This is a genomic window from Photorhabdus thracensis, from assembly GCF_001010285.1.
In the GTDB taxonomy this organism is placed as follows: domain Bacteria; phylum Pseudomonadota; class Gammaproteobacteria; order Enterobacterales; family Enterobacteriaceae; genus Photorhabdus; species Photorhabdus temperata.
The window spans coordinates 4394824-4411286 of the sequence record NZ_CP011104.1 but is presented as its reverse complement, the minus strand read 5'-3'; the positions used below and the strand labels follow the sequence as shown (position 1 = coordinate 4411286).

The 16463-nt window shown below is 37.2% G+C and carries 11 protein-coding genes; all 11 read left to right on the top strand.

The genetic code is table 11. The annotated features are described in order from the left end of the window. Positions 1 to 119 precede the first annotated feature (119 nt). Entirely contained in the window at positions 120 to 965 is an 846-nt protein-coding gene (locus VY86_RS19245) for a tail fiber protein (RefSeq protein ID WP_046976160.1), read from the top strand. 62 nt (positions 966 to 1027) lie between these two features. Next, on the top strand, positions 1028 to 2623 hold the full coding sequence (locus VY86_RS19240) for a contractile injection system tape measure protein (RefSeq protein ID WP_046976159.1): 1596 nt from the start codon (positions 1028 to 1030) through the stop codon (positions 2621 to 2623). A 9-nt stretch (positions 2624 to 2632) separates the two neighbouring features. Beyond that, entirely contained in the window at positions 2633 to 4714 is a 2082-nt protein-coding gene (locus tag VY86_RS19235) for an ATP-binding protein (RefSeq protein WP_046976158.1), read from the top strand. A 24-nt stretch (positions 4715 to 4738) separates the two neighbouring features. Continuing rightward, entirely contained in the window at positions 4739 to 5635 is an 897-nt protein-coding gene (locus VY86_RS19230; RefSeq protein WP_046976157.1) for a Pvc16 family protein, read from the top strand. Between the two features lie 445 nt (positions 5636 to 6080). Continuing rightward, positions 6081 to 6356: a hypothetical protein gene (locus tag VY86_RS19225; protein ID WP_046976156.1), complete on the top strand. Its 276-nt coding sequence runs from the start codon at positions 6081 to 6083 to the stop codon at positions 6354 to 6356. A 257-nt stretch (positions 6357 to 6613) separates the two neighbouring features. Further along, a complete protein-coding gene (locus tag VY86_RS25205) occupies positions 6614 to 6835 on the top strand; it encodes a hypothetical protein (protein WP_162200379.1) in 222 nt (73 codons plus the stop codon). 145 nt (positions 6836 to 6980) lie between these two features. Continuing rightward, a complete protein-coding gene (locus VY86_RS19215; RefSeq protein WP_046976154.1) occupies positions 6981 to 7538 on the top strand; it encodes a hypothetical protein in 558 nt (185 codons plus the stop codon). Between the two features lie 219 nt (positions 7539 to 7757). Next, positions 7758 to 8468 carry a hypothetical protein gene (locus tag VY86_RS19210; protein WP_046976153.1) on the top strand — a complete coding sequence of 237 codons (711 nt, stop codon included), beginning with the start codon at positions 7758 to 7760 and terminating at the stop codon, positions 8466 to 8468. 284 nt (positions 8469 to 8752) lie between these two features. Beyond that, entirely contained in the window at positions 8753 to 9946 is a 1194-nt protein-coding gene (locus tag VY86_RS19205) for an IS4 family transposase (RefSeq protein ID WP_046976152.1), read from the top strand. A 36-nt stretch (positions 9947 to 9982) separates the two neighbouring features. Then, complete coding sequence (locus VY86_RS19200; protein ID WP_228939890.1) at positions 9983 to 10852, top strand: carbon-nitrogen hydrolase family protein; 870 nt, start codon at positions 9983 to 9985, stop codon at positions 10850 to 10852. 611 nt (positions 10853 to 11463) lie between these two features. Further along, complete coding sequence (locus VY86_RS19195) at positions 11464 to 16461, top strand: putative adhesin (protein WP_082111264.1); 4998 nt, start codon at positions 11464 to 11466, stop codon at positions 16459 to 16461. The last annotated feature ends 2 nt before the right edge of the window (positions 16462 to 16463 follow it).

The window sequence follows — 16463 nt, the reverse complement described above, 5'->3', positions numbered from 1 at the left end:
TCATATATAAGACCTATCTATTAAATATCTCTTCTTATTTTCATTTCGTTACACAGTAATAGTTACGAGATATTTAAAATAAAGCAACCAAATACTACATATAATATAAGGTGATAAAAATGAGCGCAAAAGAAAGCCCAGAAAAAGTTACTAATAAAGCAGCAAGTGAATTAAAAGATCGTTTTAAAGAAGGCAGTATTCCGTTACAGACGGATTTTGCCGACTTGATTGATATTGCTGATATGGGGCGAAAAGCAATCGGGAAAGCGCCTGATCAAACCGATAACCAAAATTCAGCCCTAGAACTGGATAGTAACGGCAGACTAATGGTTAAAGCGGGTAACGGTATCACTGTTAATTCAGAAGGTGTTAGTATTAATCTCGAGACAGTATTACCCAGAGGAATGATTGTGATGTTTTCTGGCTCAGTAGTACCTCAAGGTTGGGCATTTTGTGATGGTAATAACGATACTCCAGATTTAACAAACCGTTTTATTATGTGTGGTGACGATATTTCTGAAACAGGGAAAAGCAGTCATAAAGCCCATGGAAGCAACGATGAGAAAAGCTATACCTTATATACAACACAAACTGACATTTCTGTAAATATTACTGTAGAAAATACTACATTAACGGAATTACAAATACCTGCACATAAACATATCGGTGGTATGGCTTACTCTTACAATTATGGAATGAAATATGGTCATTTTCATGAATCTCTCTTCTATGGCCAAACTCAGATAGCAATCAATAATGACCATGATTCTAATAATGTTATGGCTCAAGTTAAACAGGGGCATGACGTAGATCTCCCCACTGTATCATATGCGTATACATCAAAAATAGGAGATGGAAGAGGACATAATCACGCGGCAACAGCAACGGTAAATCCCCTCAAACATAATCATAGCGTTAATGTTATTCCTCCCTATTATTTATTAGCCTTTATTATGAAACTTTGATTTTATTTCACTCAGGAAATTTAAATCATCTATTCTTTATTAATCAAAAAGGAAATACTAATATGACTCTGGAGCCAAATCTATTAAATCAAATTACTATTAATATTGAAGCTAATAATCAACAAGCAGCTAAAAGCGTATTACATGGCTCCCTACTTAATCAATCAAATATAAACAGACTAATAAACTCATGTTTTAACCAACATAACATTGATCAGAATATATATTTAGAAACACTATCTATAAATCTTGGAGAAGTAAACTTATATGACTTTAACTCACTGTTTCCTGTTCGGCTCAATGCTGCTTTAAGTAAGGCATTGAGCCAATATCAGATAAATAATGAGGAGGAAAATGTCTTTTCGGAAGAATCCATATCGCAGAAAACTACTGGTAAATTATCTTTATTACACGATAATAATTCAATTAATGTTGATGATTTTATCCATTATTTACATCAAAAAGATTCCACATTAAACCCAATGGAGAAAATGAAGAATGGTGAAATAACCGATATTAATATTAAACAAATCATCAATCAATTAGCACAGGCACAAAACAAATGGACACTATTATTGGCAAAAAGCTGTTTATCTGAACACAGCCTGCAAAGACTTCTGGCTATCAGGAAACCGGCTTTATTAACCGCCATTAATGGTAAATTAACAGAAAAAACAACCAAATCACAATATCAGGAGGAGCTTGTCTCCTCCGAACAACTGATATTCAATGCACTGGGATATATACAGCGGCATAACATACAGGAAATACCCAAATCCGATGATAAAGTTATCTCACGCATCACGGCTGAATTAAATAGCAGCAAACTTAACACAGAACCTGTTATTACGCTATTTCGCCAATCTATAGCCATAGCCCACAATACCCCACTAAATGGTTGGCTAAAGCAACTCTGGCAAATAGCCCCTGTTCTACAACTCTGTAAAAAACATCTATCAATTGAGGAATACCGATATCTGTCGGAACGCTTTATTCCAAACAAGATAGATAAAAATGGCTCTGACACTGAATCAGAAAATCGGCAAATATTTTCAACACTAGATAATACATCCGTTACAGGAGAAGATAATCGCAATCCACTTCGACCTAATAACAAACCACACTTTGAGCCGACTTTCTTATCTGAACAAGCCCTGCCACGTCAAGTAAGTAATGCGGGGATATTGGTTCTTTGGCCAATATTACCCGCCTTGTTTAATCGATTTGGTTTACTTGAAAAGCAAAAATTTATCCATCGTCAAGCCCAATTCAGCGCGGTTGATCTCCTTGATTATCTCATTTGGGGAACCGAAGAAATACAGACAGAACAAAAGGTGCTAAATCGCGTTCTGTGTGGGCTAACGGCCAATGAAGATACGGAATCACTCTCTATTGAACCAGAAAAGCAGTTAATAACAGAACAATGGCTAGATGCTATTATTCGTCAACTTCCCAGTTGGAAAAAGTTAAGCCGCAATGATGCCCGCCAGTTATTTTTACAACGACCGGGTGAATTACTGGTCGATGAGCAGGAAATCAAAATCACGATACAGCCTCAGCCATTTGATGCGCTGTTAGCCAATTGGCCTTGGCCTCTCAATATCGCCAAACTTCCCTGGTTGGATCGCCCTTTACAGATCGACTGGCAAAACATTTAAAAGGTTTATATGAATTTCCCACTAACAAATAACCACGATATGGTAGCAGAATTAAACTGGATTTATCCCCATCTGGAACGTATCGATCTGCTATTACAACGTAACTACTACCAAAAAAGAGACTGGTTCGATTCCTTACCGGAAAGTTTCTTACTGACCGAAGACGAAGTGAATCAACGTTTGGCGGAACCACAGGGAATTCCTCATTGGCTAAAAACGAATAATATCGTTGGTAATGCAGAAATAGAAGGTAATTCTACCTCCGGTGCATTATCACTGTTAATCGAACGTTTTGAACTCACTGAATTTGAGCGCGATGCTTTACTATTGGGCCTGCTGCCCCATTTTGACAGCCGTTATCATGCACTGTTTGCTGTTCTGCACGGCAACAGTAAAAAACAGTGGCCCAGTTTTGCTTTATCCATTGAATTATTTAGTCAACGTCAAAGTGATCGGCAATTACTACAAAACAGCTTTTTACCGCAAACACCGTTAATTAGTCACCATTTATTACGACTCAATAACCAAGAGGAGCCCATTTGGCTACAAACTCAATTTTTAACTCACAGTGCAGTCTGGCATTTTTTATCAGGTCAGCGAGTCGTTTTACCTCCCTTGATAACTTGTGCTTACTGGTGTCACCCTGCCCCACATACTCGGTATCCACCAACCCTTTATCATTCACTTGAAAAGATATTGTTAAATGAAACGGACGAAATACGCCCGCTGGTGATACTCAGAGGAAAACAAGACAGCGCCAGAGAGCTGGCAGTGAGTAATATTATGGCGTTTCATGGCATCAATACCTTAATCCTTGATTTAGCCCGTCTGCCAGACGAAGAGAATACCGCCACAATATCTGACCTACTAACAGGCGTAATAAGGGAAGCCCGGCTACACGACGCCTGCTTATTAATTCGCAACTTTTCTTTACTGGCAGAGGAAAAGAAAATATTGCACCGCGAATTATCCACCCTGTTGAATCAACCAAAATTGAGAGTGGTTTGCCTGGCAGAACCGGGAGATTCATTAGTATGGATTAAACACCTACCAATGGTACAAATTGAGATGCCGGTAACTACTCTGGCGGATAAGCAAGCCATGTTGAAAGAAAATCTGCCGGATAATATCGTTCAGGAAATGAATATTACTCAGCTATGTCAGCGTTTTTCATTTACACCGGAAACATTACCGCTAATTCTTACAGAAGCTTATCAATACCAGGCCCTGCGACAACCGGAAGGTCAATTAGAAGAAGCGGACTTACGTAAGGCATTAAGTTTTCGTGCTCAACAGAATTTCGGCAAATTGGCTCAACGAATCACCCCCAAACGTAGTTTTAATGACTTAGTGATTTCAGATGCATTAACTCAACAGTTAGAAGAAATCATTGCCGCCATTAATTACCGTGACCAAGTATTAAACGCAGGCTTTCAGGAGAAAATAGGTTATGGCACCGGTATTAGCGCTCTATTTTACGGTGAATCAGGGACCGGAAAAACGATGGCCGCAGAAGTGATTGCCGGGCATCTTGGGGTTGATTTGATTAAGGTGGATCTTTCCACCGTGGTGAATAAATACATCGGTGAAACTGAAAAAAACATCTCCCGGATTTTCGATCTCGCCGAAGCCGACTCTGGCGTATTGTTTTTCGATGAAGCCGATGCTTTATTTGGCAAACGCAGTGAAACCAAAGATGCTCAGGACAGACATGCCAATATTGAAGTTTCTTATTTATTACAACGACTGGAAAATTATCCCGGACTGGTGATCTTAGCCACTAATAATCGCAACCATTTGGATAGCGCTTTTAACCGCCGTTTTACCTTTATTACCCGTTTCACTTATCCCGATGAAGTCTTACGCAAAGAGATGTGGCAAGCAATCTGGCCTGAACAACTTAATTTATCAGATGAGCTTGATTTTGATTATTTAGCTAAACAAGCCGATCTAACCGGAGCTAATATCAGAAATATTGCCTTATTATCATCAATGTTAGCGGTGGATGATAATGGTGAAAGAATTGAAAATAAACATATAGAGCGGGCAGTTATCCTTGAATTGAATAAAACTGGCCGGTTGGTTTTTTAAATATTAAATAAAATTGGAGTTAATATGACAAATATAATTAATCCTGATAATGCTATTATTGCGGTTAATAACGCATTAAATGAAATCTTATCTCAGCGTTTAAGCATCTCTGGTCAGAAAATTGATATCCGCTTTGATCTGCCAGAAGTAAACTCAATCCCATCAGCGCCGACAGTAAGTATATTTCTCTATGATATACACGAAGATCTGCAATTACGTTCTGCCGAATCAAGGCTTTATAACCCTGCGACCAGCACATTATTACCAGGGTGGGTAAATATTAACTATAACTATTTAATTACTTATTGGCATTCGAGTGAATCAGGTGACGGCTCCAGTCCAGACAGTCAGCCAAATAATCAAGCTGCACACGTCATGACAGCTATTTTGAATGCATTAATTAACAACCGACAATTACCTGATATTCCTGGTGCCTACACCAGAGTAATACCACCGCAAGAAAGTCTAAATAGCCTAGGTAACTTTTGGCAAGCGCTCGGTAATCGCCCTCGCCTTTCTTTATTATATTCAATTACCGCTCCTGTGATGCTTCAGAAGAATAATGATATGCAACCCATTAAGCAGATTTCTGCTTATATAGATCAAAAATCAAGTCTGGATAGCTCACAAATAAACCAAGCCTTATTTGATAAATTATTTGCTGACTTAGGTGGCACAGAAGATGTCCGCTTTGCTCTTAATAAAGTAAACCTGACCACTAAACCCACTAATATAGATAATGAAAATTTTGAGAATAAAAACCTGACTCTTGAAGTTTCTGGCATTACCAGTCCAACTTATTCACAGAAAATAAAAGATAGTATTTCGAAGTGGAAAAGTAATCAAAGTGCAATTATTAAAATAAATGACACAAGAATTCTCATATCTGAAGAAAATTACGATCAACTAATTGAGATTTAAGATTTATATTTATTCAATCAAAATAATTAATTACTATTTTACATTAAATAATGATTCCATGAAAACATATTCAATTGATATACTTATTTAACCCATTCCTCGATTAAGTAAAGACGGAATATAATTAATATATTATTCATTGTTGAGATGTTTTTTAATTAAAGTTAATAGGTGATAATATAATGTTCGCAGTCTAATTATAAAACCACATAATGATCTCCAAGGAAACACATTATTTCGGAATGACAATTGAAAAGACAAAATCATCAATAGGGATCTGGGAAGCATATTTAAAACAATTGATGAAAGTGTTTCTGAACTAAATCAAAAAGTTAAAACAGATAGAATTATAATGTAGGGTAAATTATTGCATTAAAGATAATCTCTAACTATACTATTTATACGAAATATATTTCTTACTTCAAACTAATAAGTAGGTGATAATATGGGACGTGGATATAAAGAAAAGCAAAAAAGACGCTCACTACAGTCAAAGAATGGGACTCATCATGAAAGCGATTCATTAGAATTAAATGCAGATCCAAAAAACAGGAGCGCAGGTCATTTCATGAATGGGCGTACTTTCGTAAATCATAATGAATTACCTGCTGATACTCAGCTATCTCAGATAGCTATGTTGGGTAGTCATGATGCAGGTACCTATGCTTACAGTAGAAAAAGAACACCGATTCTGGAACGCCGGCTTCAGATATATTTTTAGCGAGTGTATTCGAAGATCACCGTAATAATCTTATTACCCGTAGTGATGCACCGAGTTTAAGCGAAGCAACGGTTAATTTATTAAGCAAAGGAAAAAACATCGGGATTATGGTACATGGTTATGACGGAGCTGAGTCACATTGGGTCTATAAAGAACAAGTTCACACAAAGTGGGCTAATCGAGCAAACGCAGGGGCTACAGCCAAATTCCTTAGTGAGTTTCATGCAAATCCTGCACCTGAAGGTAAACTTAATGTTATGCAGACGAACATCCCGGTAGCTTCTATTGGACGTAGGCAACTGACTTCAGGGGTAAAAAGTTACCTATCTAGAAATAATGCCATTTTGTCTGACGCTGTTGAGAAGATCCCTCATGCGGGAATAATCAGTGCGGATTATATCGGTGACACTCATAGTGCAACCTCAAAATTTATAGAGACGATTGAATCACATAATCGACGCCTAATGGGGACAAACTAATAAGGTAAGAAAATTGGGTATGAAAAGCAGCAATATCACTTCATCTTATTAAAACGCTCTTTATTTACATGACTATAATTGGAACATTAGATTATCAGGGTAACAATTCTATACATAACAAATTCAATTTACAGAGGATTTACCAATGTTTAAACATGATAATTCTCAAATAGTACCCACACAACGTACTAAAAATACCGCCGGAATACCACCATCATCAGACTCTTTTAATGGGCCCCTTTCACTTCCAAAGGAAAAACCTCAAGACTTCTTCCTGAAACAACCACATTCCGGTGAACAAAAAAGTTATTGTGGTTACTATGCTCTTTGCCACTACATGGGAAAAGAGCTTGATCTAAATGATTTTCGCGACACCGTATATAAACAGTACGTAGATATTGGATTGCCGGAAGATGAAATACGTCAGTTGATCGCCGAAATTGGCACAGGCATGGAGGGAATTGCTACCGGAAAATACAATTTTATTGAATCTAAAGATCCCACACCAGGAATTGATAGCGGTAAGTTTATGGCAGCCACAAACAGATATAGTGGTCATTGGTTAACATACATGCGTGACAAATTAGGAAAATGGTGGGAATACGACAGCTGGAAAAATCGCCCGACTATTATTGGTAATGAACAAAAACTCAGAAATCAGCTACAGACAGACCAAATGACGAATATTTACTATGCTGATTAGACGTGACTTTTTAGACCTCAACTGACAATTTTATGTATATTTAATATATGTTAGTTGAGGTTAATATTAACAAGAAAAAAGAATAGGAAGTTAGAATAAAGCTTAAAATATTGGCTTATGCTCAAAAAGGCAATAATGTCAGATTGATTCATAAACTCAGGCTATAGAAATTAGTGTTGTTTAATATAACTTTTTTATCATAAATGGTTGGTATGAAATATGAAAAAATATGAAATGTTAACATTAAGGCGAGATCTCGAGTCACTAGGTTATAAAAAAAAGAACAACCCATTCTTATGGGAACAAAATAAGAATACTGTTCATGAAAGTCTTTCCAATGAGTTCCCTAACAATAGAAGAAACAAGAATCATCTTAATGATTTAGCAGAGTATTGCTGGTTAGTTTATCGTAAAGCCCTTTTATCAAAGGGGCCTATGTTAATTGGTCGAGCTAATGATCTTTGGCAAGAAAAATGGCTTAAGCCACTTGGACTTGGTAAAGGAATAAATGAGAATTTATGGAACAAAAATGCCCATGGAAATATGCTGGTAATAGACAAATGGTCTGGTGTAATTAATGATTGTTGGGTGCTTGGTGGTATTCATAGACATGCAGATTTTCATCTAATGTCAACAGCAGCCCCTGCTAATTTATGGAATCACGAAGAGGGATACCATGTAGTTACAGCGAGAGAAATATTAGGTCTTCTCAATTTTGGATATCAACGAGAAAAACGAGGTGGACAAGTGATTTACACATGTAAGAATTATTCTTCCGCCGATAGAGCGAGTCTTCTTCCCTATAATATTTTAATGAAAAAGGCAATAGGACAGGGACCTTCTTCAATTACAAAGCTTATTTTTGAACAAGTGACAGGTTTTAACGAGGAAATTAAAACGTTCGATTATTCTAGCTTAAAACATGTGTAGATAAGAGGTTTACTGAATAAAATGAGCCTGTAAACATAGATTGTGTCATTACCTGTTTTTAATATATTCCCTTTGGAGTTTAATAATAAACAGGAGTTGGGGAAAGATATGATACTCACCAAATCAAGGAGCATAAAATAACATTCACCTTCGATCCGACCATACATTCTGGCACTCCCACGGTAAATGTATTGGATAACCGTGCTGAGGAATCCCCAGAAAATAGACAGGCATAGCGTTGTGTGATCTACTGATTGTTCCACCAAGTCAATAAGGTCACTGCTATGCCTGCACGTAAAGTATGTCACAACTTCTTCAAAGATGCCTTAGCACCGTTTCATAAATATCGCCAGAATGCATTAATCGATGCCACTATGGCTTTGATTAATGGCGCTTCTCTTACGCTAACCAGTATTGGACGTTTTTTGCCCGGACAGGCTCAGGTCAAAAACAAGATAAAAAGGGTTGATCGCCTGTTAGGAAACACCGCTCTTCACAACGATATTCCTGCGATTTTTAATAATATTACTGCCATGATAACTCGTCAGTTGCCTCTTTGCGTTATTGCTGTGGACTGGAGCGGTTATCCATCGCAGGAGTATCATGTGCTTCGTGCCAGCCTTCTTTGCGACGGTCGGGCAATGCCGTTATTGAGTTGGGTTGTATCCTCGGAAAAACAAAATAACACCTTAATACAAAATCAGTTTCTTGATTCCCTCGCTAAAGCCGTCTCTTCCGATGCCAGAGTCATCATCGTCACAGACGCAGGATTTAAGAGTCCATGGTTTCGACATATTGCCTCATTAGGCTGGGATTTTATTGGGCGGATCAGGAATAACGTTCAATTTCACCTGGCAGATAGTCCTGAAATATGGCTGAAAATCTCTGACTGTCCCGGAACAATAACGCCGAAATACATGGGGGCGGGAACGCTGGTCAAAGAAAAGAAAAACCGTATTAATGGTCATTTTTATACATACAAGAAATTACCTAAAGGGCGGAAAAGTAAACGTTCAAAAGGCAGGCCAATGTATACTAAAACAGACAACGAGTATCGGCAGTCAGCAAAAGAAGCCTGGCTTATTTTCAGTAGTATAGATGATTTAAAGCCACGGGAGATCATCAAGTTATACAGTCGTCGCATGCAGATAGAGCAAAACTTCCGCGATGAAAAAAGTGAGCGTTTCGGATTTGGTCTTCGTGCCAGCCACAGTCGCTCTGCGGGTAGAATGCGGGTACTGAGCTTACTGGCAACCCTGAGCACAATCGTCCTGTGGCTGATTGGTTATCACGTGGAGAATAAGGGATTACATCTGAGATATCAGGCCAACAGTATCAAATCACGGCGGGTCATCTCATATCTGACGTTAGCGGAGAACGTCTTACGACACTCCCCACTGATTTTAAAGCAAATATCACTGAATGATGCTCTTAACCACTTAACAAGAGTCTACCGAAATATGGTGCTGGTTTATTAGCACCGATTTGTGGGGATCCCTCAGCACCGAAGGGGCATGCAATTCTTCAAGCAATATCACAACAATTCATTAGTTCTTGATAGTAAGCAATATCAGAGAATTGAGCAGGCCGCTGCCGATAATAATATTATGGTGGTGCTCGGTTTCAGTGAAAAAGATAAAGGCAGTCTTTACATCTCCCAATCTATTATCGACCAAACAGGTAAGACGTTACTGGCACGCAGAAAATTAAAACCCACTCATGTAGAAAGAACCATTTTTGGTGAAGGTGATGGCAGCGGTTTAAGTATTACTGAGACAGCTCTTGGTAAAGTTGGTGCCCTGAACTGCTGGGAGCATATTCAACCTTTATCAAAATACGCCATGTTTGCTCAGGATGAACAAATCCATGTTGGTTCCTGGCCAAGTTTTTCTATCTATAAAGGGCGCGTTCATGGCCTGTCAGGTGAAATGAATACCGCTGTCAGTAGTGTATATGCACTGGAAGGCCAATGTTTCTTCATTGGTGCCTGTGCCCTGGTTTCACAAGAAATGATTGATATGCTCTGCAAGACTGAAACACATAAATCTCTGCTTGAAACCGGTGGAGGCTATGCCTGTATTTACGGGCCAGACGGCAAACAACTCGCTAAGCCATTAGCTCCTAACGAAGAAGGGTTACTGTACGCAGATATCGATCTGAGTGAGATTACCTTAGCAAAATCGGTTGCCGACCCTGCCGGGCACTATTCACGACCCGATGTAACCTGTCTTCTCTTAGATAAGACCCGACGTTTGCCTGCCATTATCAAAGAAACCGAATGGTGTGACAGCAAAGTTTGCACTGAGAAAGAAATGATCAATACACAGTCAGAAGAAAAATCTGATGACATCAATACAAATACCAATCAGAAACAAATAAAATAATTTTATAAATTTATTTTCAGCCACGCAGTAGTCATTCAGTTGCACCAATCCCTGAATACGCGGCTGAAATGCGTTGGATCATGCCACATCAGATATCTTTCCTCTTAATACTGTCTTCTATAGCGCCTGTTTTTTCATCCCACCTCCCCTGCCCATTTTTATCTAATTAATTATAAAGGATTTATTAACACATCCTATCATTTCAGTCATCAGATAAATCACTAAAACTAACCGGGGTCCTACTTGCTGCTCACTCAATATGGAGGCTTCATTAAGACTCCTATCATAAAAAATAATAAATAAATACTTATATATAATTAAACAAATTAATAATTTCCACTTACATTAATTAGTATTTTACATTAATTAACTTTGATTATAATTGACCAACTTGATTAATGTGATTTTAAGGTTATGGGTAATATTTAATTATCAATAGTAATCAATATAAATCAGATCAATGTGGTAGTGATTCAGTTGATGCTGATAATCATCCCCATTCATCCTTCCATTAATTTGGTAAATGCAGTGAAACAAAATTGTAAAAAAACATATGACAACATTGTAGTTCTTATTTTTCATCTATAAATATAATCAACTAGGAGGATTATATGTCACATTCCGATTATGATATTGAAAATACCAATAGTAATGCACCCTATGCAAAAGGAGAAAATAACAGCATTTTATCTCCAATAGCAGAATCTTCATCCTGGAATCAACGACATCCTGATCAAGAAGAAACAGAACATGCTGTAGTCCAGGGAAAATATTGGGAATACCAGCGTAATAGTAACGAAGATTGCAAAGATAATAAATGTAATAAGAATAGCGATGAGGTATTTGTCTCTCTGTTGAAGGGTAATCAGAATTACCCAACCTGGATCACATCCGATATTAAATCAACGGGCCTATACATAGTTGAAAATCTATCTTCTTATCATCAATATTCACCTGAATTCCAAAACTCTCTAAAAGAAAAGTTGAGCATAGTTTTTGACAACTATTCCGAAATAAAATATTCTGATTTACTGCATACAATAAATAACATTCTCAATCTTATTTTTATAAAAGATTACAAAAAGACAGATAGCGATACAGCAATAAATACTCTACTGGCAAAGATGGAGATTATTAACAAACTAGAAAATCTGCATAAAGATGAAGTCACCACAGATAAAATCAAAATAGATGTATGGGACGAATTAGGTATCAACCCCGAAGAACCCCTACTGAAAATATATCGTGAGGCATTTTCTATAGGCGATATCGATGATGAAATCTATTCAGATGCACTGCTGACTTTTATGTCAGATGGTAATATAGAGTTAAGTGATAAAGAAAAGTCAGATTATAACCAACGAATTAAAGATAAAGAAGATCTTTTTAATTCATATAAACAAGGCATTGAAAAGGTAGCGAAGCTAATTACCTCAACTAATATTAATCCAGGCATACCCATTACTCACTCGGAAATTAATCAAGGTATTAATATTGGCGATGATATATTATTAGCCCAATTAGCCAAAGAAGAGATAACACTAAAAAACCAAAATCGCACCGAATATAGCCAGAAAGATATTTTTGAACTGCAAACACTACAAGCAGCTAAATATCATTTATTAGTTTTATCTTCATTAGGTGCCCTGCTTTATCAAATTGCACCTAAAGTAGGAAAAATGACTAAAGGTCATGGTGATTATCGCGATGTTATTTTCGCCCAAAATCAGGCTGAGTTATTATTTAAAAAATATAATATTCAATATGATACTGATCATGTTCTTACTCAGGAATCAAAACATATTGATATGGAAGGCTGTATTATTTTAACAGCAGCAATCATTTATCGAATGAGAAAAGAAAATGCTAATGTGGAACAGGCATTTAATTACTCGACATTAGAAACAATAAAATCATTTGAAAATGACAAGATAAAACTTACCCCTTTCAATAAAAAAAATGTAAAGCCGGCAGGGTATTTTTCTTTTATCGATTTCAAAAAGAGAGATAAATTTGATTCACAATACAATTTTAATGAGCAATTTAATGTTTATAAAAACCAATACAGTCATTATGAATCCATTTCACTCAGTAAATTAATATTCTCATCTCCTGCTGCGCAATTAACTGTCGAAGAAATTGTTAACCCACCAGAAGAAGCTTTTCTCTATTCAGTGGAACAGGGTATGGGAAATGTCGCCATGATAAAAATGTATCAAGGTAATTGGCTGGTTGTCTCAACAATACAAGGAGGAATAAAAGCAAAAAAATATACCCAACAACAGGTTGATAGCCATCCCACCTTACGAGCCATGTCTAGACCCCATGCCTTATTTTTAATTGAGCTAAAAATGGAGATAGGCATGGGCATATTAATGCCAAATATGATGGTCAATACCGGGAAAAGGCTTTTTCCGATTGGCTATGAGCGTTCTAACACGCTGATTGGTTTTTCAGAAACAAGCAGATATAAACATTCTTACGATGCATTTTGGAATGATTATTATGGTATAACGTCAGGAATGAATGTAGGAATTAGTTTCACAGGTTCACCTAAATTTAATTTTTATAAAGAAGATAACTTACTTTCTGTTACCGCAACAATAATACAGCAAGGTTTAAACGATATTGCAATAAAAAGTAAACAAGCGCTGGATATTACCTCTGGGTGGCATATAGCAGCAACTATTCTTATTCCTTTCTACAATGTTATCTATAAATCAACAACCGATAGTGAATATCAATTAACGGGAGAAGATATTGGTTCAATTATCTTTGATACAGCAAATGTGCTGTTAGTTGTTGCCACCTTAGGCATGTCACTGACTGAATCAATGGCTGCAAAAGTAACACAAACCACATTGCGCCTCAGACAAGCCGGTCTGTCCGGGAGAGCGTTAATTCAAGCAGTCATCAGAACATTACCAGAACATGGCATAATCACCCTACGTCAATCTTCCAGCATTCTGCTCGGTGGATTAATCGATTTAATCGAACCTTTACCAATCAGATCAACACTGACCTTAACTTACCGGGGAGTAATAAGCGCAGTAGGAGCAATGAGAAATAGTATTAAACTTGAGAAGAGTTTCGCTGATATTTTTGGCAAAAGCGTCAAAGGATTAGGTAAACTTAAAGATGAATGGAAAGTCAGTCATCTTCCACTCGACGGAATAGCATCTCATTCAAATGACGGAATATATAAAGGGATCTATTCAATACGCTCTGCTAATGTAGAAGCAGCCGTAAAACAAAACTACTATATAAAGGAGTCTGGCGCTAATTATCAAGTCAAATGGGATGAAGCAAATCACACCTGGCGTGTCGTCAACCCGGCTTACCTCGAACAATTTAGTTACTGGCCTGCGGTTAAATTAGATAAAAATGGGCATTGGATGACTCATGCCGATGTATCTAATAAATTTCTTATTCTGGAACAAAGTAAAAAAATAGATCAGGAACTTGAAGCAGCATACAGTAATATTAATCACGATAAGATATTAGATGCATTTATTCATATCAATACTGCATTCAAAAATTGTGAAAAATATGATATTGATAAACTATCAGATATTACTGACACATTAACACATTTTTTCGAAAAATCACTAAAACTTGGAGATAAGACAGTTCTACTCAGCACAGAGATAGTAGATATCCAGCAGGCTTGGATCCGTGAAGTTATCTTACCATTACAAAACAATCCGAGTATTTCGATTGAAAAAATTAATGCTATCAAAACCGAACTTCCTTATTTACTAAAAGAAATATTTTCCTTTGAAAATCAAATACCCAACCAAGCAGAGATAAATAAAATTGCCCTTGCCATCGAGGAAATACCGTTCACATCGATGCCAAAATATACTTCTGGCAATATCTCAAATACGGCTCAATATGTATCGATAGAGAGTAACCGTGTTGATATTCCTCCTGTGGGGATCACAATAACAGGTAATGAACTATTTATTAATCAAGTCACCCATGCACTAAACGAAATAGACCAAATACCCTCTGGAAATATCGTTATTCAGGAACTTGAAAAACAGGGTTTAAATATACAGCCTCCTATGATGAGTGCCATTGTACGCGAAAAAGATGGGCAATTTTATGCCAGAAACAGCGCTGGTAGCAGTATCGCCTTTGATCCAGATAACCATCTGATTGGCATGGAAGAAAAGATTACCGAGGAACCTTGGCGTTCCCGTGAACCCGCTATTGCCTTATATCATGAGATGCTACATATCTATTATAATCGTTACCCAACATGGTTTACTTCTATCGATAATAAAATGATTGATAAGAAAGTCAGTGGTGGTTTTTCTGCACTGGAAGAATCGCGTATTGTGGGAACACAATATTACGTCAATGATGAAAATACGTTATTTGATTTCAGTAATTCTGATTATTTACTGGAGAATAATTCAGCCTTGTTAACGGAAAATAGATTCAGAGCAGAATACGCCATATTTAAAGGCAAAAATGAGTATATTATCCGACCTTATTCTGGCAAGGGCGATAGTCAAATTCCGCTGACAAATATCAAAATAAACATAAATGAATCACACCGAAATGTCATGGGCGTGGGCGATGGAAAACCTGAAAAAATGCCCGATGAATCGGCAACCGATTATCGAAACAGAGTGAGAGAATGGAGAAAAGCCAATAAGAAACCAGAAACAGATATTGGAACAGGTGATATTAGAAAAACAAAAGCGGAAACCAGGATTAAACATTTACAAGAAAGCTATCCTCAATTAGAGCCACAGAGAATTGAGTTGGGTGGTGCATTCCAATTATGGACAGTACCAAATGAACCTGCCAATAAATTGATGCTAAGTTCACACGGATATTTTTTCTCTGACAGTGCAACTACACAAGTCCCGGCAGGGAAAACGATCCAGTTCCTTGGCCCCCACAATAAGACATTATTGGAAGCACCAGAAAACCCATTGAATTCTCCCTTTGATGTTACATTGAGTAATAGCGGCTTGACTGTACAACCTTATGCAACAATTAAAGCAGGCAACACAGCAAGTCTGGCTAATGTAAAAATAGGTGATAAAACTTTTACCGTAAACGATATTCAAAATATGACTGCCAATGATGTTGAAAACTATCTGCTTGCTACCGGAGTAGAAGCTAATAGATCAAATCATGGCAGGGTAAGAAATTATGGTATCAAATATTACGAAAAAATGCCTGATGAAGAAGTTAAGGCGGCAATATGGAAAAACAGAGCAAACGATACGGCAATCATTAAATATGATGTACTCGTGGTTAGCCCTGAAGCAGGAAACCGTAAAAAACTGTCTGATATTTTTGCCCTGATGAAAACAGACGAAAAGATGTCAAAGTATGACGAAATAACCTTTGTCGCCTGTCGTGAAGAGCTTAATAGGATGAACATGAAATCAGTACATGACACCGGCCTTGGTGGTGGCTATGAACCTAAGTTAGAACCAACGGTTATTATGTCACGCCGGCGACGAGAGGCGACATTCACTGCCGAGGGCGCAATAATCTATTCTGTTATTACGGTAAATTTGCACCATAATCTCACAACAGAAAAAATCGTCGGTATAGCACCTTTCTTATTTATAGATAATTAAAA